The following is a 23135-nucleotide window of genomic DNA, read 5'->3' on the forward strand; positions in this document are numbered from 1 at the left end:
AAAACGGTATACGGGTCCCGACTTATGCACAAAACCCGTGCTGCACTGCGCAAGATTGCGGGGGCTGCCACCTCTTCCGCTCTCAAACCAATAGCACCGCCAAGTTGTTGATTTATATAGGATTTGAATTTTGCTTTTTTTCCGGGCATTCCAGCCAGAGCCTTGATTTGCAAGGCTTCGCGGCGCGCGGCGCCGTCTTGTCAACAAAGTTATCCACAGAAACTCTGGATGGCTTCCAAAGCACTGAAAAATCAACGACTTAAGTAGCGTTGCTCAAAGTCGCATTAACAAACCTTGCCAAGAAGGACACCCATCTCCACCCCCGGCCTCCCTCTCGACGACGCCGCCCAGCCGACGAACGGTCAGCCGCCGGCCCTGCCGTGGCGGCTCGACATCGCGGTGCAGACCCCCGCGCACGCCGCCTTGGGCGACCTGCTGAGCTACGCCGGCGCCGAGCCGATGCCGCCCGGCACGCTGGTGCGCGTGCCGCTGGGCAAGCGCGAGGTGCTGGGCGTGGTGTGGAACGAGCCGGTGTCGCTGGAAGGCACCGAGCCCGACATGGCGCTCAAGCCCGTGGGCGCCGCGCTGGACGCGCTCGACCCGCTGGGCGAGGCCTGGCGCGACCTGGTGGCCTTTGCCGCGCGCTACTACCAGCGCTCGATCGGCGAGATCGCGCTGGCCGCGCTGCCGCCGCAGTTGCGCGACCTGACGACCACGCAGCTGGCGCGCCGGCTCAAGCGCAAGACCACGGCGGGGCCGGTGGCCGAGACCGCCGAGTCGTCGAATTTGATAGCACTGAGCGCAGAGCAGACGGCCGCGTTGGCCCGTATCGAGGCCGAAACCGGCACCTTCCTGCTGGTCGGCAGCACGGGCAGCGGCAAGACCGAGGTCTACCTGCGCTGCGTGGCCGGCCTGCTGGCGCGCGACGCAAACGCCCAGGCGCTGGTGATGGTGCCCGAGATCAACCTCACGCCCCAACTCGAAGCCCGCTTCAAGGCCCGCTTCGGCGACGAGGCGGTGGTGTCGCTGCACAGCGGCATGACCAACCCGCAGCGGCTGGCGAGCTGGCTGGCCGCGCACAGCGGCGCGGCGCGCATCGTGCTGGGCACGCGCATGGCGGTGTTCGCGTCGATTCCGGGGCTGAAGCTGGTGGTGGTCGACGAGGAGCACGACCCCAGCTACAAGCAGCAGGAAGGCGCCCGCTATTCCGCGCGCGACCTCGCCGTGTGGCGCGGCCAGCGCGAAAAGGCCAAGGTGATCCTGGGCTCGGCCACGCCCTCGCTCGAAAGCTGGCACCAGAGCCGCCCCGCCGAGGGCGACGACCCGGGCGGGCGCTATGTGCGCCTGGCCATGCCTTCGCGCATCGGCGCGGGCGCGCTGCCGGCCGTGCGGCTGGTCGACATGAACCTGCAGCCGCCGAAGACAGTGATCTCGGGCGCGCTGCTCGACGCCATCGGCCAGCGCATCGCGCGCGGCGAGCAGAGCATGATCTTCCTGAACCGGCGCGGCTATGCGCCGGTGCTGGCCTGCGGCGACTGCGGCTGGAAGAGCGAATGCCCGCACTGCAGCGCCTTCCGGGTGTTCCACAAGATCGACCGCACGCTGCGCTGCCACCACTGCGGCTTCACCGAACGCGTGCCGCGCGCGTGCCCGGCCTGCGGCAACCCCGACATCGCGCCCGTGGGCCGCGGCACCGAGCGGCTCGAGGAGCACCTGGCCGAACTGTTCGCCGCGGTGAAGCACGCGGACGGCAGCGCGGTGCGCATCGCCCGCATCGACGCCGACAGCACCAAAAAACAAGGCGCGCTCGAATCGCAGCTCGCGGCGGTGCACGCGGGCGAGGTCGACGTGCTGGTCGGCACGCAGATGATCGCCAAGGGCCACGACTTCCGCCGCATCACGCTGGTGGCCGCGGTGAACCCCGACGGCGCGCTGTTCTCCAGCGACTTCCGTGCGCCCGAACGCCTGTTCAGCCTGCTGATGCAGTCGGCCGGCCGCGCGGGCCGCGACGCCGCCTACCTGGCGGCGCAGGGCGCCAAGGCCGAGATGTGGATCCAGACGCACCACGCGCAGCACCCGCTGTTCACGGCGCTGCGCAAGCACGACTACGCCGCCTTCGCGCAGCAGCAGCTCGACGAGCGCCGCGCCGCCGCCATGCCGCCCTTCGCGTTCCAGGCGCTGCTGCGCGCCGACGCGCGCGAGCAGTCGGTGGCGCAGGCCTTCCTGAACACCGCCGCCGACCAGGCCGAGGCGTTGCCGGGCGCCGACCTGGTCACGCGCTACCCGGCCGTGCCGCTCACGATCCAGCGCGTGGCCAACGTGGAGCGCGCGCAGATGCTCATCGAAAGCCCCTCGCGCGCCGCGCTGCAGCGGCTGCTGGCGGGCTGGCAGCCGCTGCTGCACGACCTGCGGCGCACGCCCGAGGGCAAGGGCGTGATCCGCTGGCTGGTCGACGTCGATCCGCACAGCATCTGAGCGGGTTGTCCTGCAAGGGCGCGCAGGGTGCGCGCCCAGCCTGCGGGCGATGGATACACACGACATTTCGATTCCGGCCACGCGCGCGGGCACCTGCGCGGGCACCTGCGCGGACACCTGCGCGGCCCGGTGCTTCGGGCTCAGTCTCTGCCTCGGGCTGATGTGGCTGGCGGCGGCCCTGGCGTTCACGCCGCGCAGCGCCATGGCGCAACCCGCCACCGCTACCGCCGCCACCGCCACCGACGGCGCGGCCGCGCTGCGCACCAAGCTGCAATCGCTCGCGCCGCAACTGGCGCGCAATGCCTTCAAGCGGCCGCTCACCATCGAATCGAACGAAGCATCCGACCGCTTGAGCGGCGATGTCTACGCGCTGGTCGGCCATCCGTTCGAGCGCGTGAACAGCGCGCTGCGCGAGCCGGCCGCGTGGTGCCAGGTGCTGATGCTGCACCTCAACATCAAGCACTGCGCCGTGAAAAGCGGCGGCGCGGGGCTGGCCGTGGCGGCCGGCCGCAAGTTCGACCAGCCGCTGTCGGACGCGCAGAAGCTCGACTTCGCCTACAGCGTGCGCAAGGCCGACGCGGACTACCTGCACGTGCGGCTGAGCGCGGCCAGCGGGCCGCTGTCCACGCGCGACTACGACATCGAGCTGGAGGCCGCGCCCGCGGACAACGGCAAGACCGCGCTGCACATGAGCTACGCCTATGCCTACGGCACCGCCGCGCGGCTCGCGATGAAGGGCTACCTGGCCACGCTGGGCAGCGACAAGGTGGGGTTCACGCGCCTGGGCCAGGCCGACGGTGGCGGGTTCATCGGAGGCGTGCGCGGCGTGGTCGAGCGCAACACCATGCGCTACTACCTGGCGATCGACAGCTACCTGGATGCGCCCGCGCCGGGCCAGCTCGAACAGCGCCTGGGCGAGTGGTTCGACGCCACCGAACAGTACGCGCAACAGCTGCACGAACTGGAGCGCACCGACTACATGGCCATGAAGCGCCACGAGTTCCAGCGCCTGCAGCAGCCCGCGTCCTGAGCGGGCTGCGCAGTCCGGTCACCGACCGACAGACCGCGGTTTCAGTGGTAGCCCGTGGGCTCCTTGCCCATGTCGACATAGCGCAGCTCGTTGTGCCTTCGCCGCGCGATGCTCGCCGGCCAGGCGAACACGACGAGGCTCAGCGCGGCGAGCGCTATCGCGGTGGCGGTGCCGAACTTGCCGACATGCCACAACCACCCGACTGCTGCGAGCCAGGACAACCACAGAAGGATGCGAACCAGAATTGCCATCGCGCGCCCCTATTCACACCTTTGACTTGGGGACACTGTAGCAGCGGTTCTGCAAACACAAGCATTCACCTGATGGCATAGCGGCCTCTATGCCTTACGGCCTGCCCGGACTACCCGAAAATTTGTGAAAAAACAGTTGACGCATCTCCTGGCGCTGCACAAGCTGTAACGGCGCGAACTCGCCGCGGGTTTCGCGTTCGAAGTATGTTCCGCTCATCTCCCGTGGGGTTCCCTTGGGGTGCCGCGGGGCCAGGTCCTCAAAGGTCGCCATGAAACCGCCGTCCATGTCTGGTTGGGTTCTGTCCGTCGCGTCGCTCGCCGGCGCCGGCACGTGCATTGCGGGCCTTGCTCTTTCCTTCTCGCAGCCGGCCCGCGCGGCCGAACTGGGCCTGCAGGGCAGCCGGCTCGTGGTGTCGGGCATGCTCGACGGCACCGCCATCAAGGAATTCACCGACCAGCTCGCCAGCGGCACCGTGCACACCGTGGTCTTCGAGGACTCGTCCGGCGGCACCGCCGAAGCGGCGGGCGCCTATGCCGACGCCATCCGCGCGAGCGGCGTGCAGACCGAGGTGCGGGGCCAGTGCATGGCGGCCTGCGCCTATGCCTTCCTCGCGGGCAAGACGCACCGCTTCGGCTACGGCGGGCAGGTCAACGGCATCCTGCTGCCTGTGGCGGTGCGGCCCACGGCGGCCGAACTCGCGGTGCGCTGGCGCGGCGACGAAACCCACAAGACGCTGGCCGACTTCACGCCCTCGGCCACGTCCGCCACGCCTGTCTCGTCGGTTTCATCGGTCTCGTCCGTTGCATCCGCCACCCCTGCCGCCATGGCCAAGCCGATCGAGGCCGGCGCCCCGGCGTCGCCCAAGGACAACTGGCAACCGGAGCACGGCGTGCTCTTCACCGCCAGCCCGACGCTGTTCGGCCGCGTCTACAACACCTACTACTGCGACGGCACGCAGGGCCGCGACTTCTCCAAGTGCGAGCGCCTGCCGGACGCCGACCCGTACAAGCTGGGCGTGCTGACCCCCTGATCAGTTCAGCAGGCCCACGGCCAGCGGGAAGCTGAAGAACGCCACCACCGTCGTCCACAGGATGATGCGGGCGATGCGCCCGTTGTCCGCGCCGAAGCGCTCGGCCAGCATCGACACGTTGCTGGCGCTCGGCAGCGCCGCCACCAGCACGATCGCCACCAGCGCCGCATGCGACAGCGGCAGCCCCAGCGCCATGGCGCCGAGCCCCAGGCCCCACACCATCAGCGGGTGCACCAGCAGCTTCACGGCCACCACCGGCAGCACGTCGGCCCACGGCGCCTTGGGCGCGGCCTTCAGCCCGGTGCCCATGGCCTGTGCCACCGCCTCGCTGGCGCCATGCTCGCGCGCCACCAGCGCCGAACGCGCCAGCACCGCGCCGATGGTGAACAGCGCCACCGGCGAGGCCGCGTCGGCCAGCATAGCGACCGTGCGCTCGAGCGGGCCGGGCAGCTTCCAGCGCGCGGCCGACAGCAGCACGCCCAGCAGGATCGACCACGGCATCGGGTTGACCAGGATGCCGCGCAGCGCCTTGCGCGCCGCCAGCGTGGCGCCCTGGCGGCCTGCACCCGCCGGGCCCAGCGCGCCGTCCAGCCGCGACAGCGCAATGCACAGCGACGAGGTCACGACCAGGTCGAAGGCGATCGTGATGATCATCGGCCCCGCCGCCTGCGCCCCGAGGATGGCCACCAGCAGCGGCACGCCCATGAAGCCGGTGTTGGGAAACGCCGCCACCAGCGCGCCGAAGGCCGCGTCGTTCCAGCCGATGCGCGCATTGCGCGTGAACATCACCACGCCTGCCACCACCGCCAGCGCGCAGACGCCCCAGACCAGTGCGACGCTGCCGTCCAGCAGCTGGCCGATGGGCGTGCCCGCGCCGAAGCGCAGCAGCATGCACGGCAGCGCAAAATACAGCACGAAGGTGTTGAGACCGGGAATCGCGTCCAGCGGCAGGATGCGCGCGCGGGCGGCGGCGTACCCTGCGGCGATCAACGCGAAGAAAGGGAAAGTAACAAGGAATACAGGCAGCACCCGCCAATTGTCATGCCTGCCAGAGGGGTCTCGCAGCGGCTGCAGCAGCCGTACAGAGGGGCGGACGGCCTACAGCCCCGGGAAGGGCGGTCCCCGTATCATTGCGCGCTTTCACGCTTTTCCCGTCCGCGGCTCCGCCGGGCGGCTTCCGGTTCCCCATCCCCCATGTCTCACGGTCTCAATCTCGCGCAGCAAGAAGCTGTCAACTACATGCACGGTCCCTGCCTGGTGCTTGCAGGCGCAGGCTCCGGCAAGACGCGGGTGATCACTCACAAGATCGGCCGGCTGATCCAGGCCGGCCTCGAGCCGCAGCGCATCGCGGCCATCACCTTCACCAACAAGGCCGCCGCGGAAATGCGCGAGCGCGCCAAGGACCTCATCGGCAAGGACGCGCGCAAGGTCGTGGTCTGCACCTTCCACGCGCTGGGCGTGCGCATGATGCGCGAGGACGGCGCGGTGCTTGGCCTGAAGAAGGCCTTCAGCATCCTGGACTCCGACGACGTCACCAAGATCCTCAAGGACGCCGGCGGCACCACCGACGCGGCCACCGCCCGCATCTGGCAGTGGACCATCAGCAAGTGGAAGAACATGGGCCTGAACGCGGCGCAGGCCGAGGCCCAGGCCGCCGACGACAACGAGCGCATCACCGCCAAGATCATGGGCCGCTACGAAGAGCGCCTGCAGGCCTACCAGAGCGTCGACTTCGACGACCTGATCGGCATGCCGCTGAAGCTGCTCTACGAATTCCCCGAGGTGCGCGCCAAGTGGCAGGCCGCGCTGGGCCACATCCTGGTGGACGAATACCAGGACACCAACGCCACCCAGTACGACGTGCTGAAGGCCCTGGCCGGCGAGAAGGGCCAGTTCACCGCGGTGGGCGACGACGACCAGTCGATCTACGGCTGGCGCGGCGCCACGCTGGACAACCTGCGCAAGCTGCCGGTCGACTACCCGGCGCTGAAGGTCATCAAGCTGGAGCAGAACTACCGCTCCACCAGCGCCATCCTGCGCGCGGCCAACAACGTGATCGGCCCCAACCCCAAGCTGTTTCCCAAGACGCTGTTCTCCGAACTCGGCGAAGGCGAGCCGGTGCGCATCGTGGACGCCGACAGCGAGCTGCACGAGGCCGAGCGCGCGGTGGCGCGCATCGTCAGCATCCGCGCGGGCGACTCGCTCACGCAGGGCAAGCAGTACAAGGAGTTCCGCGACTTCGCCATCCTGTACCGCGCCAACCACCAGGCGCGCGTGTTCGAGCAGGCGCTGCGCAAGGCGCAGATTCCGTACAAGGTCTCGGGCGGCCAGAGCTTCTTCGACCGCGCCGAAATCAAGGACCTGTGCGGGTGGTTCCGCCTGTGGGTCAACAACGACGACGACCCCGCGTTCCTGCGCGCCATCACCACGCCCAAGCGCGGCATCGGCCACACCACGCTGGCCAGCCTGGGCACCTTCGCGAGCCAGTACAAGCTGAGCCTGTTCGAGGCGCTGTTCAGCCCCTCGCTGCCCAGCGTGATGCCCAAGCGCACGCTCGAGGGCATCCACGAGTTCGGCCGCTACATCAACGACCTCGAATACCGCGCGCGCCGCACCATGGGCGCCGAAGACTCGCGCACCTTCATGCTCGACTGGCTGAAGGAGATCGACTACGAGAAGCATCTGTACGACGGCGAAGACAGCGAAGCCGCCGCGGCCTCGCGCTGGACCAACGTGCTGGAGTTCGTCGACTGGATGTCGCAGCGCGCCGGCGGCACGCTGGACGACACCTCGGGCGCCGACAGCAACATCGAGACCGAGCGCAAGAGCCTGCTCGAGGTGGCGCAGACCATCTCGCTGCTGTCCACCATCAGCGAGCGCGAGCAGGATCAGGACGTGGTCACGCTGTCGACCCTGCACGCCTCCAAGGGCCTGGAGTGGCCGCACGTGATGCTGATCGGCGTGAGCGAGGGCCTCCTGCCCTTCAAGCTCGACGACGACAACGGCCGCCAGCAGGTGGTGAGCGACGAGACCCAGCAGCGCCTGCAGGAAGAGCGCCGCCTGATGTACGTGGGCATCACCCGCGCCCAGCGCAGCCTGGCCGTGAGCTGGACCAAGAAGCGCAAGCAGGGCCGCGAGATGGTGCCCTGCATTCCGAGCCGCTTCATCGCCGAGATGGGCCTGAACAAGGAAACCATCAAGGAAGACCCGCGCGAAAAACTCAAGGCGCTGCGCGCCGAGTTCGCGCGCAAGGCCCAGGACAGCGCGGCCAAGGCGGCCGCCGCCGCGGCGGCGCCATGACGGCGACGCGCACCACGCTCAGCGCCGCGCTGCTGGCCGGCGCGGCCCTGCTGACCGGCTGCGCAGGCATCGGGAGCAACGGCCGCAGTGCCGACTGCCCCACCGACGCCACCGACGCACGCGACCTGCCCGCGCAGGCGCTCTACGGCCGCTGGGAGGCGCGCTTCGACGGCCTGCCCGCCGTGGCCGCCGTGCAACTGGGCAAGCACCCCGACTACGAAGGCGTGCGCGGCACCATCTCGCGCAACGCATCCAACGCCGCCCGGCCCACCGTGGCGCAACTCGCGGGCGACGTCGACGACGAAGGCGCCCTGTCCATCGACGAATCGCTCGACGGGCGCGCCATCAGCGGCGTCTGGTCGGGCAAGCTCCAGGCCGGTTCGTGCGGCCGCGAGTTCAGGGGCACGTGGCGCAACGCCGCCGACGAGAGCGTTCATCCGTTCGTGCTCAGCAAGACGGTCGTTCCGGCCGCACCGCAAGGAAAGCAATGAAGACCCCACGATCCCCTCGTTTCAGATTCAGTGCGCTCGCGGCGGTGGCTGCCTGCCTGGGCGGCGCGGCCGGCGCGCACGCGCAGGCCGTCGACAAGCCAGCCAGCCCGCTGGCCGACGCGCAGCTCACCTGGCAGCAGTGCAGTGCGCTGGGCGCCAACAACGAAGCGCGCCTGGCCTGCTTCGACCGCTGGGCACAACAGCAGACGCTGCCGCCGGTGTCGGTGCCCGTGGCGCCGCCCGTGCTCGCGAGCACCCAGGCGCCGCCGGTGGACGCCTCGATCCCGGCCACGCGCGTGGTCTCGGTGGCCACCACCGAAGGCTGCCGCGACCGCCAGTACTCCACGCTCTCGCGCTTCTGGGAACTGGAGAATGCCACCGACTGCGGCACCTTCGGCTTTCGCGGCTACCGGCCGCTGAACGTGTCGGTCTCGGCCGCCACCAAGCGGCCCGAGACGCCGACCTCGCCCTCGGCCGACCACACCGCCGACCCGGTGGCCTACCAGGCCAACGAGATGCGCATCGGCCTGTCGGTGCGCACCAAGCTCGCGCAGGGCCTGCTCACGCAGAACGACCCGGCCAAGAAAGACTCGCTGTGGTTCGCCTACAGCCAGCAGTCGACCTGGCAGCTGTTCAACGGCGCCATCTCGCGGCCCTTCCGCACCACCGACCACGAACCCGAGCTGATGTACGTCTATCCGACCGACTTCAAGCTGCCCGGCGGCTGGCGCTGGCGCTACGCGGGCCTGGGCATCGTGCACCAGTCGAACGGCCAGACGCTGCCGCTGTCGCGCAGCTGGAACCGCGTGTACCTGATGGGCGGCGCCGAGCTCGACGACCGCTTCACCATCACCGGGCGCATCTGGAAGCGCATTTCCGAGAACGCCGCGAAGGACGACAACCCCGACATCGCCGACTACATCGGCCGCGCCGAAGTCACGGGCCGCTGGAACTTCAACCGCGACAACCAGTTCGGCATCACGGTGCGCAACAACCTGCGCGACAGCGGCCGCGGCTCGATCCGCCTCGAGTGGCTCAAGGCCATCGGCGACCCGACCAAGAGCAACCTGCGCTTCCACACGCAGCTGTTCTCGGGCTACGGCGACACGCTGGTGGACTACAACCGCAAGCGCACGGTGCTGAGCATCGGCCTGAGCCTCGTCGACTTCTGACCCTCTTCATTCCTCACACGCCGTTCCACACCATGAGCGAAGACCTCACCCCTGCCGACGCCACGCAACGTGAAATCATCGCGGCCCTGCATGTCGCGCCCGTCTTCGATGCCGCGAAGGAACTGGCGCGCCGTGTCGACTTTCTCGCCGGCTACCTGAAGCAGACCGGCCTGAAGACGCTGGTGCTCGGCATCAGCGGCGGTGTCGATTCGCTGACCGCCGGCTGCCTCGCGCAGCGCGCCGTCGAGAAGCTGCGCGCCGCAGGCCACGAAGCCACCTTCATCGCCATGCGCCTGCCCTACGGCGTGCAGAAGGACGAAGCCGAGGCGCAGGCCTCGCTCGCGGTGATGAAGCCCGACCGCACCGTCACCGTCGACATCCGCCCCGCGGCCGACGGCATGCTGGCCGCGCTGAAGGCCGGCGACCTGAAGTTCCGCGACGCGGCGCACGAAGACTTCGTGCTCGGCAACATCAAGGCGCGCGAGCGCATGGTGGCGCAGTTCGCGGTGGCCGGCGCGCACGACGGCATCGTCATCGGCACCGACCACGCGGCCGAGGCACTGATGGGTTTCTTCACCAAGTTCGGCGACGGCGCGGCCGACATCACGCCGCTCACAGGCCTCAACAAGCGCCGCGTGCGCGCGGTGGCGCAGCTGCTGGGCGCGCCCGACGCGCTGGTCTACAAGGTGCCCACGGCCGACCTCGAGTCGCTGGTGCCGGGCAAGCCCGACGAAGACGCCTTCGGCGTCACCTACGAGCAGATCGACGACTTCCTCGAAGGCAAGCCGGTGTCGGCCAGGGCGCGCGAGATCATTCTCTCGACCCACCGCAAGAGCGCGCACAAGCGCGCGCTGCCGGTCGAGCCCGCGCCCCCTGCATCTGCCTCGGCGAGCTGAAGCCGATGACGCACGAAGCCATGACGCAACACCACATGCGCCAGGGCTTCGATGCCCTGCGCGCCGCGAGCCTGCGCAGCCCCACGCCGCCCTGGCCTGAACGCGCCGACCGCCTGAAGCGGCTGCGCGCGCTGATGCTGGACCACCGCGCGGAAATTGCCGCGGCCATCAGCGCCGACTTCCACAACCGCGCCGTGCAGGAAACCGAGCTCGCTGAGCTGTTCCCCTCGGTCGAGGGCATCGACCACGCGCTGCGCCACGGCAAGCGCTGGATGCGCGTGAAGCGCCGCGCCACCGGCCTGTGGTTCAGGCCCGCGTCGTCGCGCCTCATGCCGCAGCCGCTGGGCGTGGTCGGCATCGTGGTGCCGTGGAACTACCCGCTGTACCTCGCGGTGGGACCGATGACCGCGGCGCTGGCCGCGGGCAACCGCGTGATGGTGAAGCAGTCGGAATACACGCCGCGCTTCGCCGAGCTGTTCGCCGCGCTGGTGCGCAAGAGCTTCGCGCCCGACGAGATCCTCGTGGTCAACGGCGACGCCGAGGCCGCGCGCGCGTTCTCCGCCCTGCCCTTCGACCACCTGCTGTTCACCGGCTCCACCGCCGTCGGCCACCACGTGATGCGCGCCGCCAGCGAGAACCTCACGCCGGTGACGCTGGAGCTCGGCGGCAAGTCGCCCGCGATCGTCGGGCCCGGCGCCAACTTCGACAAGGCCGTCGAGCGCATCCTCGTGGGCAAGACGCTCAACGCGGGCCAGACCTGCATCGCGCCCGACTACGTGCTGCTGCCCGAAGGCCAGCAGCAGCGCTTCGCCGACGCGGCGCGGCGCGTGTTCGCGGCCATGTACCCGTCGATGGCGGGCAACGCCGACTACACCAGCATCGTGAGCGCGCGCCACTTCGCGCGGCTGCAGGAGCTCGAGGCCACGGCCGTGCAGCAGGGCGCCACCGCGCAGCCGCTGTGCGCCACGGCGCCCGACGCCGCCACGCGCTGCTTTCCGCCGGTGCTGCTGACCGGCGTGCACGACGGCATGCGCGTGATGCAGGAAGAGATCTTCGGCCCGCTGCTGCCGGTGCTCACGTACAAGGGCATCGACATCGGCGAAGCCATTGCCTATGTCAACGCGCGGCCGCGCCCGCTGGCGCTCTACCTGTTCGAGAAAGACCGCGCCACCATCGAGCGCGTGATGCACGGCACGGTGGCCGGCGGCGTGTCGATCAACGAGACGCTGATGCACGTCGCGCAGGACGACCTGCCCTTCGGCGGCGTCGGCGCGAGCGGCATGGGCTCGTACCACGGCGAGTACGGCTTCCAGACCTTCTCGAAGCTCAAGCCGATCTTTCACCAGTCGGCGTTCAACGGCGTGGGCCTGTTCCGCCCGCCCTACGGCAAGACCTTCGCGCGGATGATGAAGCTGCTGCTGCGCTGAGCACCAGCCGAGGCCAGCGCCCAGGTCGGCTGGCCTACTTGAACTCGTCCACCGCCACGCCCAGCTTGCGCACCTTGTCGTGCAGCGTCTGGCGCGCGATGCCCAGCGCGGCCGCCGTGGCCGGCTGGTCGCCGCGCTGGCGGCGCAGCTCCTCGACGATCACCGCGCGCTCGAACGACTCGACCTGCTGCGGCAGCCCGCGCGGCAGCGCCGGCACGCCTTCCGCACTGCCGCCACCACCGCCACGTGCCAGCGTGAGCCGCTCGCCGAGCAGCCCCAGCACGAAGCGGTCGGCCACGTTGCGCAGCTCGCGCACGTTGCCGGGCCAGGCGTAGGCCATGAGGTCGGCCAGCTGCGCGTGGCTCAAGAGCGGCGCGGGCCGCTCGTAGCGGCGCGCGGCCTCCAGCGTGAAGTGCTCGAACAGCAGCGGAATGTCCTCGCGCCGCTCGCGCAGCGGCGGCAGCTCGATGAAGGCCACACCCAGGCGGTAGTACAGGTCGGCCCTGAACTTCTGCCGGTCGCTCATTTCCTTCAGGTCGTCCTTGCTGGCGGCCACCACGCGGCAGTCGAAGGGAATGGTCTTGTTGGAGCCGATGCGCTCGATGCTGCGCTCCTGCAGCGCGCGCAGCAGCTTGATCTGCACCGCCATCGGCATGCTCTCGATCTCGTCGAGGAACAGCGTGCCGCCGCTGGCGTATTCGAACTTGCCCACGCGCGCGCGGTTGGCGCCGGTGAAGGCGCCGGCCTCGTGGCCGAACAGCTCGCTCTCGGCCAGCGCCTCGGGCAGGCCGCCGCAGTTCAGCGGCACGAAGTGCTGGCGCCGGCGCGCGCTGTGCTCGTGCAGGCAGCGCGCCACCAGCTCCTTGCCGGTGCCGGTCTCGCCGTAGACCAGCACGTCGGCCGAGGTCTCGGCCAGCGTCTTCACGGTCTGGCGCACCTGCTGCATCTGCGCCGAACGGCCGATCAGCACCGACTGGATGCCTTGCCAGTTCTCCAGCGCGTCGCGCAGCGCGCGCACCTGCAGCGTGAGCTGGCGGCGCTCGATGGCATGGCGCACGATGGCCACCAGCCGCTCGGAGCTGAAGGGTTTCTCGATGAAGTCGTAGGCGCCTTCGCGCATGGCCTGCACGGCCATCGCGATGTGGCCGTGGCCGGTGACCAGGATCACGGGCAGCTCGGGGTCGGCCTGCTTCAGCTCGGGCAGCCACTCGGTGCCGCTCATGCCGGGCAGGCGCACGTCGCTGATCACGATGGCGGGCACGCCGAAGCCGATGTGCGCACGCGCGCGTTCGACGCTGGGAAAGGACTCGACCTCGAAACCGGCCAGGGTCAGCACCTGGGTGGTGCTGACGCGGACGTCTTCGTCGTCCTCGACCAGCATCACCCGGATGGCGGGGGCTTCGCTCACGGGGGGATCACTCCTGTTGTGCAATGGAAAGGGGGGAATCTGGGGAAACAGAAACGGCGCAAGGGACAGGCGGGTTGTGTATCACGGCAATGGCGGCGGGCAGGTCGATCACGAAGCATGCCCCGCCGGTCTCCAGGTTGGCCGCGCGCAGCGTGCCGTCCATGGCCCGCACCAATTGTGCCGAGATGACGAGGCCCAGGCCCAGCCCCGACCCCGCGGGCTTGCGGGTCACGAAGGGCTCGAACAGGCGCGGCAGGATGTCGGGGTGGATGCCGGGGCCGGTGTCGGTCACGCTCAGCAGCACGCGGCCGTCGGCATCGGCCGCCGGGCCGCCCTTGTGCCGCGCCTCCAGCCGCAGCGTGCGCAGCGGCGCGTCCTGCATGGCGTCGATGGCGTTGCGCATCAGGTTGGCCAGCACGCTGCCCAGCGCGGCCTCCTCGGCCATGACGCTCAGCGTGGCGGGCTGCACGTCGACCTGGACGGTGACGCGCACCTTCTTCGAGGCGTCGGCCACGATCACCTGCGCGTCGGCAATGGCCTGCGACAGCAGCAGCGGCGCCAGCGGCAGCTCGCTCTTGTGCGCGAAGGTCTTGAGCTGCGAGGTCAGGCGCGCCAGCCGGTCGACCATGTTTCGGATGCGCTCGAGGTTGCCGCGCACATCGTCCAGCCGGTTCCTGTCGAGCAGGATGCCGGCGCTCTCCGACAGCGTGCGCATGGCCGTGAGCGGCTGGTTGAGTTCGTGCACCACGCCGGCCGACATCTGGCCCAGCGCGGCCATCTTGCCCGCGTGCACCAGCTCGCCCTGCGCGGCGCGCAGCTGCGCGGTGCGCGCCACCACGGTCGACTCGAGCGTGTCGTGCGCGGCCTGCAGCGCGGCCTGGTCGGCCAGCTTCTGGCGCACCGCGCGGCGGCGCTGCCACAGCGCGACGGCCACCAGCAGCAGCACCGTCATTGCGAGCGTGGCGGTGATGGCCGTGTTGCGCGCGGCCACGCGCACCGGCGCCAGGTCGTCGAGCACCATCAGCTGCCAGGGCGCGCCGCGCAGCGTGCGGGCGGTGGCGAGCTGGTCGCGGCCGTCCAGCGAGATCACCTGCACGTCGCGGTCGAGCGATTCCTTCTGCGTCCACTGCAGCGGCTGCAGGCTGGCCTCGCCATAGGGGCGCGAGCGCAGCACCTCGGCGCGCTGCGCGGCATCGAGCGGCAGCAGCGGCCTGAACTTCAGGTCTTCCCGCGTGGCCAATATCACCACGCCGCGCTGGTCGATCAGCGCCACGTCGCCCGGCAGCTTGCGCCAGGCGCGCTCGGCCTCCTCCAGGTTCACCTTGACCGCCACCACGCCGCGCTGCGGCTGGCCGCGCCGCAGCGCATACGACAGGTAGTAGCCCGGCCGCTTGCTGGTGATGCCCACGCCGTAGAAGCGGCCGCGGCCCTGGCCCAGCGCGTCGATCACGTAGGGGCGGAACGACAGGTCCTGGCCCAGCGTGGTGCCGGGCTTGTCCCAGTCGGAGGCGGCCAGCGAGGTGCCGCCGCCGTCCAGCACGTAGAGCATCTCGGAGCCCGCCGTGGCATTGACGCCGTCGAGGTAGCGGTTGACCGCGTCGCGCAGCTGCATGTCGGAGGGCGTGCCGAGCAGCGCCGGCACGATGGGCGTCATCTCCAGCAGCGCGGGCAGGTAGTCGAAGCGGGCCAGGTCGGCGTCCAGGCCGGTGGCGAGCATGTCCAGCCGGTGCTCGGCCGCCTCGCGCAGTCGCGCCAGGCCGGCCTGCATGGCGAGCTGGTAGCCGGCAAAGGCGGCCACCGCCACCAGCGCCAGTGCGCCCAGCCAGCGGGGCAGGCCGCGCCAGCCCCGCGGGGGGTCGGCGGGTACATCGATGCGGCGAACCGGCTCCCTTGGAATCATGAGAGCGTTATTGCACAAGGCCGGGCCGCCCGCATCAGTGGCAGCCCGATGACCCCGGGGAGGGCCGCGCCCTCCTCTTCTTTTCTGGCCGGGCCCGGTCCGTGAGGGCCCGGGCCGCTATGCGTTCAGGTGTGCGTTCAGGCCTGCTTCGGCATCCGCACTTCGGTGGCGTCGAGCACGCGCTCGGGCTCGTCGGCTTCCGCCGCGCTCTCCTGGTTCAGGTGCTGGTGCATGCGCACGGTGTCGAGGTCGCCGGTCCACTTGGCCACCACGATCGTGGCCACGCCGTTGCCGATCAGGTTGGTCAGCGCGCGCGCTTCCGACATGAAGCGGTCGATGCCCAGGATCAGCGCCAGCCCCGCCACCGGCACGTGGCCCACCGCCGACAGCGTGGCCGCCAGCACGATGAAGCCGCTGCCCGTGACGCCCGCGGCGCCCTTCGAGGTGAGCAGCAGCACGGCCAGCAGCGTGAGCTGCTGCGTGAGGGTCATGTCGGTGTTGGTCGCCTGCGCGATGAACACCGCCGCCATCGTCAGGTAGATCGAGGTGCCGTCGAGGTTGAACGAGTAGCCCGTGGGCACCACCAGGCCGACCACCGACTTCTTCGCGCCCAGGTTCTCCAGCTTGGCCATCAAGCGCGGCAGCACCGACTCGCTGGACGAGGTGCCCAGCACGATCAGCAGCTCTTCCTTGATGTACTTGATGAACTTCCAGATGCTGAAGCCGTGGAACCTCGCGATGCCTCCCAGCACCACGAAGATGAACAGCAGGCAGGTGGCGTAGAACGTGGCCATCAGCTGGCCCAGCTGCAGCAGCGAGCTCACGCCGTACTTGCCGATGGTGAAGGCCATGGCGCCGAAGGCACCGATGGGCGCCAGCTTCATGATGTAGCCGACGATCACGAAGAGCACGTGCGAGCCCTTCTCGATCACGTCGAACACCAGCGTGCCGCGCCCGCCGAAGCGGTGCAGCGCGAAGCCGAACATCACCGCGATCAGCAGCACCTGCAGGATCTCGCCCTTGGCGAAGGCGTCGACCAGGGTGTTGGGAATGATGTTGAGCACGAAGTCGGTGGTGCTCTGCATCTTGCCGGGGCCGGTGTAGGCCGCGATGCCCTTGGTGTCGAGCTGCGTCACGTCGACGTTCATGCCGGCGCCGGGCCGCACGACGTTGATGATCACGAGGCCCACCACCAGCGCGATGCTGCTGACGATCTCGAAGTACAAGAGCGCCAGGCCGCCGGTCTTCCCGACCTTCTTCATGTCTTCCATGCCGGCGATGCCCACCACCACCGTGCAGAAGATGATCGGCGCGATGATCATCTTGATCAGCTTGATGAAGCCGTCGCCCAGCGGCTTCATCGAGGCGCCGGTGTCGGGGTAGAAGTGCCCGAGCAGCACGCCCAGCACGATGGCCGTGATGACCTGCAGGTACAGGGACTTGTAGAAGGGCTTGGGTGTGTTCGGTTGTTCCGCGGGGGTGCTCATGGTGTGTCTCCAGTCTCGTGGCCGGGCTCGCAACGGGAGGCACGGCCGGCCGGATCACTCAGCAATCGACATGCCACGGCCGGCATGGGCCGCAGGCGGTGCTAAGTCGTTGATTTCATTGGGTGCGGTGGCGCGGCGCTGCAGCCGGCCTGCCGATGGTCCGGATGGCGCGGGCGGTGTCCGTCCGATCCGCCGGACCGATGCCCTCGGGAAAACCCTCGGGCCCTCGCGAGACGGGGTTCGGCTCAGCGCGTGACGACCTTCCACCGCCCCGCCGCCAGCTCGGCCGCATAGGGCGCGGGAATACCGGCGATGAAGCCGTTGCCGGACACGACGGCGTCGTAGGCGCACACCGCCTGCCCCGCCGCGTCGTACAGCGTCCACGTGACCGGCTGGCCGTCGGGCGCGGCGTGCGCCACGTGCATCGACGGCGCGCCGATGTTCGCGCCCACGTGCGCGTAGCGCGGCTCCACCGCCATCGGCGCGTGCGCGGGAAAGGGCAGGCTGCCGGGCAGGTCGAACCAGGCGTCGTGCATGAGCAGGCTGTGCTGCGCCACCCGCCAGACGCGGTGCCGCAGGAAGTGCTGGTCGGCATAGCGCGCCGAGAACGGCCGGCCCTCCAGGTACGCGCGCATGTCGCCCGCCAGGTCGCGGAACATGCCCGTGCACGCGCCCCACAGGCCGGCCAGCATCAGCTCGGAATGCGTGGGGTAGTCGCGCATGGCGTGGAACCAGCGGTCCGACGCGCACCACGCGCGCACGGCCGCCTGGTCGCGCGTGGACAGCAGGGCGTCGGCGTCGCGCAACTGCACGCGGTCGAGCGCGCGGTCGTCGAGCGCGAGAAAGCGCCACATCGTGCCGGGCAGGTCGTGGCCCTCGGCATGGCGCATGTCGATGACCGACGCGCCCTCCCCCGACAACCGCTGCCGCACGGCCTCGGGCACGGAATCGTCGAGGTAGAAGCGGCAGGTCCATTCCGGAAACAGCGCGCGCCCCGCGCGCGCATTGAGCACCGCCATCTCGCAGTAGCGCGGGTCGCGCCCGAAGAGGCTGAAGGCGATGGCATTGCGCTCGCGCGCCGCGGGGTCGAAGGGCTTCAGCACCGGCGCGGTGTGCGTGGCGGCCGGGGTCTCGCGCTCGGCCTCCTGCAGCTTCAGCCGCAGCGACGCGGTGCCGTGGTCGCGCACCTCGTCGCGCCGGCCCAGCTGTCCCGCCGCTTCCGCCAGGCCGTCGTAGGTGTTCGCTGTCTTCAGGTGCTGCACGGCGCGGCGGTAGGTGTCGTAGGCCTGCTGCGGCTGGCCCAGGCGCATCTGGCACAGCGCCATGTCGGCCAGCGGCTGCGGGCTGTGCGTGGCGTGCCAGGCCTGCGTGGCGAACTTCAGCGCCTGCGTGAAGTCGCCCTGCGCGAAAGCGGCACGGAAGCGCTCGCCCATCAGGTTCAGCGCCTGCTGCGTGACGGCGGGCGCGCGCCGGGGAATGGACGGCCTCTTCATGGCATCCCGCTCCTGTCGATGGGCCTACCGCTCGCGCAAGGCCTCGCGCGCCTTGTTCAGCGGCTTCAGCAGGTAGTCGAGCACGGTCTTGCGGCCGGTGTGGATGTCGACCGTGGCGATCATGCCGGGCACGATCGGAAAGCTCTCGCCGCGCTTGTTCTTCAGGTGGTCCGCGTCGGTGCGGATGTACACGCGGTAGTAGTACACGTCGCGCTTCACGTCGTCCTGGATGGTGTCGGGCGAGATGATCGTCACCTTGCCCGGCAGCCCGCCGAAGATCGAATAGTCGTACGCCGTCACCTTCACCGTCGCGTCCTGCCCGGGGTGGATGTAGGCCACGTCGCGCGGCGAGATGCGCGCCTCCACCAGCAGCTTCTCGTCGAGCGGCACGATCTCCATGAGCTTGCCGCCGGGCGGCAGCACGCCGCCCACCGTGGTCACGGCGATGTCCTTCACGATGCCGCGCACCGGCGAGGCGAAGGTCAGCCGCGTGAGCGAGTCGGAGCGCCCGCGCGTCACCGAGCGCTGCGCCTCGATCTCGGCATTGGCCCTGGCCAGGTCCTCGCGCGCCTTCACGTAGTACTGGCTCTTCAGGTCGGCCGCCTTGGTCTCGGCCTCGTTGATCTGGCGCTTCAGCCGCAGCACCTCCACGTCGCTCGCGGCACCGCGCGACACCAGCGGCTCGGTCAGCGCGAGTTCGCGGCGCATGAGCACCAGCGCCTGCGTCACGCCCGCCAGGCTGCTGCCAAGCTGCTCGCGCCGCGACTGGTACAGCGCCGTCTCGCCGCGCACGAGCTCGGGTTCCTCGCGCACCTCGGGCGGGAACACCAGCGGCGTGCCGCCGACCTCGGCCGTGAGCCGCGCCGCCATGGCCAGCGCGGCGCGCACGCGCGAGGCGCTTTCCTGCACGGTCGATTCGGTCTTGGTGCGTCGAGCTGCGCCAGCACCTGCGCGGCCTCCACGATGTCGCCCTCGCGCACCTTCAGGTCGACCAGGATGCCGCCCTCGAGCGACTGGATGGTCTGCTCGCGCGACGACGGCACCACCTTGCCGGTGCCGGTGGACACCTCGTCGAGCTGGAAGAACCAGGCCCAGGCGAGCAGCACGGCAAGCAACGCGCCCACGATCCACACCACCAGCGAGGCGCGCGGCAGCGGCGGTTCCACGGACGCGTCAGGCATGGCCATTCGAGAGCTTCCCCAGTATCTGGTCCTTCGCGCCGTCCATCACGATGCGCCCGCCGTCGAGCACCACGATGCGGTCCACCCACTGCAGCACCGGCATGCGGTGCGTGGCCACCACCAGCGTGCGCGGCGCGGCCCAGGCGGCCACCGCCTCGATCACCTGGCGCTCGGTCACCTCGTCGAAGTGCGCGGTGGGCTCGTCGAGCAGCACGATCGAGGGCTGGCGGATCAGCGTGCGCGCCAGCAGCAGCGCCTGGCGCTGCCCGCCCGACAGGCCCAGCCCGCCTTCGTGAATCAGCTCGTCCAGCCCCTCGGCGCGCGAATGCACGAAGGGCAAGGCGCCGGCCATGGCAACGGCCTCCAGCACCTGCGCGTCGGTGGCCAGCGGCATGCCCAGCGTGACGTTCTCGCGCACCGAGCCGTGGAAGAGCCGCGCGTTCTGCGTGAGCAGCCCCATGTCGCGGCGCAGGTCGGACGGGTCGATCAGCCCGATGTCGAGCGCGTCGAGCGACACGTGGCCGCGCTGCGGCGCGTGCAGCCCGGCCATGAGCTGCAGCAGCGTCGACTTGCCCGCGCCCATGCGCCCGAGCAGCGCGACCTTCTCGCCGGCGCGGATGCGCAGCTGCGGCACCGCGAGCGCCGGGCTGCGGTCGTCCTTGCCGTAGCGGAACTCGACGCCCGCCAGCTCGTAGTTGCCGTGCAGCGCGCTCACGTGCACGCGCCGCGCGCTCTCGGGCTGGTCGACCGGGCGCTGCATGAGCTGGTCGAGCCCGGCGCGCGCCACCTTGGCCTGCTGCCAGCGCGCGAACACGCCCGACAGCTGCGCCAGCGGCGCGATCATGCGCGACGCCAGGATCGACGCACCCACCAGCGTGCCGGTCGTCATGTCGCCCTTGATCACCAGGAAGCAGCCCGCCAGCAGCACCACCGCGTAGACGATGCTCTGCACCTCCTGCGTCCACGTCATGAGCAGGCCGGTGATGAAGCGCTGGCGCATGCCGATGCTGGCCGACACGTCGTTGGCGTGGTTCCACTGGTTCTGGAAGCGCGGCTCGGCGCGCATGAGCTTGATGTCCTCGATGCCTTCCACCGCCTCCACCAGCAGCGCGTTGCGCAGCGCCGACTCGCGCATGCCCTCGTTGGCCAGCCGCGCGAGCGGCCGCTGCACCAGCAGGCCCGGAATCACCAGCAGCGGCACCGCCGCCAGCGCCACCAGCGCCAGCGGCCCGGCCACCAGCCACAGCACCACCAGGAAGAGCAGGAAGAACGGCAGGTCGGCCACCGCGCCGATGGTGGTGGAGGTGAGCAGCTCGCGCACCTGCTCCACCTCGCGCACCTGCGCGATGAAGGAGCCGGTGGAGCGCGAGCGCGCGTCGGCGCGCACGCGCAGCGCATGGCCGAACACCAGGTCGGACACCTTCAGGTCGGCGCGCTTGCCGATCAGGTCGGAGATGTGCGTGCGCGACACGCGCAGCATCAGCTCGAACACGATCGCGATCATCACGCCGCCGAACAGCACCCACAGCGTGGACTCCGACTGCGCGGGCACCACGCGGTCGTAGATCTGCATCGAGAAGACCATGCTCGACAGCGCCAGCACGTTGGCGAAGACCGAGGCCAGCACGATGTCGCCGTAGCGGCGCCAGTCGCGCAGCGCGATGGCGCGGAACCAGTCGGCGCGGTAGGGCTTGATGTAGTCGTCCACCCGCGCGTCGGGCACCGCGGTGTGGGGCCGCAGGATGGCCACGCGCCTGGCGCGGCGGCGCAGCTCGGCGGCCGCCAGCGGCGTCTCCAGGCCCTGGTCGCCGCCGAGCAGCACGCCGAGCCGGCCATGGCCGTCGGCCGCGCGCACCACGCCGACCTGCCCGTCTTCGAGCGCCACCACCAGCGGCAGCCGCCACGGGTCGAGCAGCGCGTCGTCGAACTCGGCCCAGCGCAGCGCCAGGCCCAGCTGGCGCGCCATGTGGTCGAGCAGCGTGTCCAGCGGCGCGTCGTGCTCCCAGGCCATGGCGACGCGCACGCCCTCCTCCGAGGCGCCGATGCCGTAGTGGCGCGCGACGTAGACCATGGCGGCGAGCCAGCGGGCGTGCTCGCTGGTTGCATCGCGGGACGTCTCGAGGCTGTCATCGAGCCTCGGCTCGACCGGTTGGCGCATGTCGTTCATGGCAGCAGCTCCATGCCTTGCACGGTGGTGTTGTCCAGCCCGTAGAAGGCGCGGGCCTGGCCGGTCGCGCCGATGTAGCCGACGCGGCTGGCCCACAGGTCGTGCAGCACGGCCTCCTGCTCGGCCGCGGCCTGGTAGATCTCCTGCTCGGCGTTCAGCAGGTCGAGGATGGAGCGCGTGCCCAGCGTGTACTGCTCGCGGTAGAGGTTGCGCGCCTCCACGATGCTGCGGCGCCGGTCGGCCAGCACGCCCAGCCGCGCCTGCGCGCCGATGACCTGCTCGCGGAAGTTGCGCGCCTGGTCGCCGGCGTTCAGCCGCGCGGTCTCGATGCGCAGGCGCGCGGCGTCCTCGGCCGCGGTGGCGGCGCGCACCTGCGCGTCGAGCGCGCCGCCCTGGTAGATCACGCTCGACAGGTTGAACATCACCGTGTGGTACGTGCCGTTGCGCTCCAGCGTGGCGGGGTTCACGCCGCCCACGGCCTTGTTGACGGAGGCGTCGATGCTCAGCGTGGGATAGCGCTGCGCCCGCGCGATGTCCAGCTGCGCCGACGCGGCGCGCCGCTCGGCCTCGGCCACCAGCACCTCGGGCAGCAGGCTGCTGTCGGGCAGCGCATCGACGCGCAGCGTGTTCGCCAGCCCGTCGGGCAGCTGCGCCATCAGCGGCGGCACCGAGCGGCCCAGCAGCGTGCCCAGGCGCTCGCGCCATTGCGCGAGCTGCGACTTCACCTGCAGCAGGTTGGCGCGCGCGCTGTCCACGCGCGACTCGGCCTGGATCGGGTCGGCCCTGGTGCTGATGCCCGCGTTGGCGCGCAGCCGCGCGGTCTCCAGCACCGCCTCCACCGCCTGCACCTGGTCCTGCGCGATGGCGTAGAGCGACTGGTAGCGGTGCGCCATGACCACCGCCTCGGCCGCCTGCTGCGCCACCGCGTCGATCTGCTTCAGGATGCCCGCCTGCTGGCGCCGCACCAATGCCTCCGACTGCGCCACCGCGCCGTCGACCTTGCCGAAGTCGTACAGCATCTGCGACACGGAGGCCGAGGCCACGGTGCCGGTGCGCCCGCCCTGCGAGGCCGGCGCGCTGCTGGTGCCGCCGCCCACGCCCACGCGCACCTGCGGGTAGTAGCCGGCGCGCGCCACGTCCACGCCGCCGGCCTGCTGCGCGAGCGTGGCGATGGCATCGGAGATCGACGGATGGCGCGCCACCGCCTGGCGCACCGCCTCGTTCAGCACCAGCGGCTGCGTGCTGGCCGGCGCCTCGGGCAGCGGCGCGCCGGGGCGCACCTGGAGTTCCTGCGCGAGCGAGCTCGGCGCGAGGCGGCGCGCGACCTTGAGGCCGCCGTCGTCCGCCCGCGCGGCGCCCGTCAGGCCCGGCAGGCCCGAAAGGGCCAGCGACGCGCACACGGCAAGGGCGATGCGGTGCTTCACCA

The 23135-nt window shown here is 70.4% G+C and carries 16 protein-coding genes and 1 pseudogene; 8 read left to right on the forward strand and 9 right to left on the reverse strand.

Going from position 1 to position 23135, the window contains the following annotated elements:
- Positions 1-375 precede the first annotated feature (375 nt).
- The gene (gene priA / locus BM013_RS11360) at positions 376-2475 is read left to right on the forward strand and encodes a replication restart helicase PriA (RefSeq protein ID WP_256219803.1); all 2100 of its coding nucleotides are present in this window, start codon (positions 376-378) and stop codon (positions 2473-2475) included.
- 49 nt (positions 2476-2524) lie between these two features.
- Complete coding sequence (locus BM013_RS11365) at positions 2525-3505, forward strand: hypothetical protein (protein ID WP_256221457.1); 981 nt, start codon at positions 2525-2527, stop codon at positions 3503-3505.
- 41 nt (positions 3506-3546) lie between these two features.
- On the opposite strand, the gene BM013_RS11370 is transcribed toward BM013_RS11365, so the two are convergent.
- A complete protein-coding gene (locus BM013_RS11370) occupies positions 3547-3756 on the reverse strand; it encodes a hypothetical protein (protein ID WP_093126632.1) in 210 nt (69 codons plus the stop codon).
- Between the two features lie 284 nt (positions 3757-4040).
- Between BM013_RS11370 and BM013_RS11380 the strand changes: the two genes are divergently transcribed.
- Positions 4041-4787: a hypothetical protein gene (locus tag BM013_RS11380; RefSeq protein ID WP_256221458.1), complete on the forward strand. Its 747-nt coding sequence runs from the start codon at positions 4041-4043 to the stop codon at positions 4785-4787.
- Here the strand turns inward: BM013_RS11380 and BM013_RS11385 are convergent, their stop codons facing one another.
- Positions 4788-5816 (reverse strand): AEC family transporter, encoded by a 1029-nt coding sequence (locus tag BM013_RS11385; RefSeq protein WP_093126641.1) that lies wholly within the window; start codon positions 5814-5816, stop codon positions 4788-4790. It abuts the gene before it with no gap.
- A gap of 165 nt (positions 5817-5981) precedes the next feature.
- On the opposite strand from BM013_RS11385, the gene BM013_RS11390 reads away from it, so the two are divergent.
- From BM013_RS11390 to BM013_RS11410, 5 genes are read left to right on the forward strand one after another with little or no spacing between them, the layout of a single operon-like run.
- Positions 5982-8087 (forward strand): ATP-dependent helicase, encoded by a 2106-nt coding sequence (locus tag BM013_RS11390; RefSeq protein WP_093126645.1) that lies wholly within the window; start codon positions 5982-5984, stop codon positions 8085-8087.
- Entirely contained in the window at positions 8084-8578 is a 495-nt protein-coding gene (locus BM013_RS11395; protein WP_093126647.1) for a hypothetical protein, read from the forward strand. The genes BM013_RS11390 and BM013_RS11395 overlap by 4 nt, the downstream gene beginning before the upstream one ends.
- Positions 8575-9750 (forward strand): phospholipase A, encoded by a 1176-nt coding sequence (locus BM013_RS11400; protein WP_093126649.1) that lies wholly within the window; start codon positions 8575-8577, stop codon positions 9748-9750. The genes BM013_RS11395 and BM013_RS11400 overlap by 4 nt, the downstream gene beginning before the upstream one ends.
- Positions 9751-9782: 32 nt before the next feature.
- Complete coding sequence (nadE, locus tag BM013_RS11405) at positions 9783-10646, forward strand: ammonia-dependent NAD(+) synthetase (RefSeq protein WP_093126652.1); 864 nt, start codon at positions 9783-9785, stop codon at positions 10644-10646.
- A 20-nt stretch (positions 10647-10666) separates the two neighbouring features.
- Positions 10667-12073: a coniferyl aldehyde dehydrogenase gene (locus tag BM013_RS11410; RefSeq protein ID WP_093126867.1), complete on the forward strand. Its 1407-nt coding sequence runs from the start codon at positions 10667-10669 to the stop codon at positions 12071-12073.
- Between the two features lie 34 nt (positions 12074-12107).
- Here the strand turns inward: BM013_RS11410 and BM013_RS11415 are convergent, their stop codons facing one another.
- The 7 genes and pseudogenes from BM013_RS11415 to BM013_RS11445 form a co-directional block, all read right to left on the reverse strand.
- Positions 12108-13481 carry a sigma-54-dependent transcriptional regulator gene (locus BM013_RS11415; protein ID WP_093126654.1) on the reverse strand — a complete coding sequence of 458 codons (1374 nt, stop codon included), beginning with the start codon at positions 13479-13481 and terminating at the stop codon, positions 12108-12110.
- A gap of 7 nt (positions 13482-13488) precedes the next feature.
- Complete coding sequence (locus tag BM013_RS11420) at positions 13489-15381, reverse strand: sensor histidine kinase (RefSeq protein ID WP_093126657.1); 1893 nt, start codon at positions 15379-15381, stop codon at positions 13489-13491.
- 137 nt (positions 15382-15518) lie between these two features.
- The gene (locus BM013_RS11425) at positions 15519-16868 is read right to left on the reverse strand and encodes a dicarboxylate/amino acid:cation symporter (protein WP_093126660.1); all 1350 of its coding nucleotides are present in this window, start codon (positions 16866-16868) and stop codon (positions 15519-15521) included.
- Between the two features lie 245 nt (positions 16869-17113).
- Positions 17114-18361 (reverse strand): tetratricopeptide repeat protein, encoded by a 1248-nt coding sequence (locus BM013_RS11430; RefSeq protein WP_093126663.1) that lies wholly within the window; start codon positions 18359-18361, stop codon positions 17114-17116.
- Positions 18362-18385: 24 nt separating this feature from the next.
- Positions 18386-19548, reverse strand: a pseudogene (locus BM013_RS11435) (HlyD family type I secretion periplasmic adaptor subunit).
- Entirely contained in the window at positions 19535-21709 is a 2175-nt protein-coding gene (locus BM013_RS11440; protein ID WP_256219728.1) for a type I secretion system permease/ATPase, read from the reverse strand. The pseudogene BM013_RS11435 and the gene BM013_RS11440 overlap by 14 nt, the downstream one beginning before the upstream one ends.
- Entirely contained in the window at positions 21706-23133 is a 1428-nt protein-coding gene (locus BM013_RS11445; protein WP_256219727.1) for a TolC family outer membrane protein, read from the reverse strand. The genes BM013_RS11440 and BM013_RS11445 overlap by 4 nt, the downstream gene beginning before the upstream one ends.
- Between the last annotated feature and the right edge of the window lie 2 nt (positions 23134-23135).

It is taken from the genome of Variovorax sp. OK605 (assembly GCF_900115445.1).
Taxonomy (GTDB): Bacteria; Pseudomonadota; Gammaproteobacteria; order Burkholderiales; family Burkholderiaceae_C; genus Variovorax.

What these genes read in the sequence shown, in the direction of transcription:
- BM013_RS11430 (WP_093126663.1), bottom strand. Translation starts at nt 18,361, where the DNA reads ATGAAGAGGCCGTCCATTCCCCGGCGCGCGCCCGCCGTCACGCAGCAG.
- BM013_RS11440 (WP_256219728.1), bottom strand. Translation starts at nt 21,709, where the DNA reads ATGAACGACATGCGCCAACCGGTCGAGCCGAGGCTCGATGACAGCCTC.
- BM013_RS11390 (WP_093126645.1), top strand. Translation starts at nt 5,982, where the DNA reads ATGTCTCACGGTCTCAATCTCGCGCAGCAAGAAGCTGTCAACTACATG.
- nadE (WP_093126652.1), top strand. Translation starts at nt 9,783, where the DNA reads ATGAGCGAAGACCTCACCCCTGCCGACGCCACGCAACGTGAAATCATC.
- BM013_RS11425 (WP_093126660.1), bottom strand. Translation starts at nt 16,868, where the DNA reads ATGAGCACCCCCGCGGAACAACCGAACACACCCAAGCCCTTCTACAAG.
- BM013_RS11410 (WP_093126867.1), top strand. Translation starts at nt 10,667, where the DNA reads ATGACGCAACACCACATGCGCCAGGGCTTCGATGCCCTGCGCGCCGCG.
- BM013_RS11365 (WP_256221457.1), top strand. Translation starts at nt 2,525, where the DNA reads ATGGATACACACGACATTTCGATTCCGGCCACGCGCGCGGGCACCTGC.
- BM013_RS11400 (WP_093126649.1), top strand. Translation starts at nt 8,575, where the DNA reads ATGAAGACCCCACGATCCCCTCGTTTCAGATTCAGTGCGCTCGCGGCG.
- BM013_RS11420 (WP_093126657.1), bottom strand. Translation starts at nt 15,381, where the DNA reads ATGATTCCAAGGGAGCCGGTTCGCCGCATCGATGTACCCGCCGACCCC.
- BM013_RS11370 (WP_093126632.1), bottom strand. Translation starts at nt 3,756, where the DNA reads ATGGCAATTCTGGTTCGCATCCTTCTGTGGTTGTCCTGGCTCGCAGCA.
- BM013_RS11380 (WP_256221458.1), top strand. Translation starts at nt 4,041, where the DNA reads ATGTCTGGTTGGGTTCTGTCCGTCGCGTCGCTCGCCGGCGCCGGCACG.
- BM013_RS11395 (WP_093126647.1), top strand. Translation starts at nt 8,084, where the DNA reads ATGACGGCGACGCGCACCACGCTCAGCGCCGCGCTGCTGGCCGGCGCG.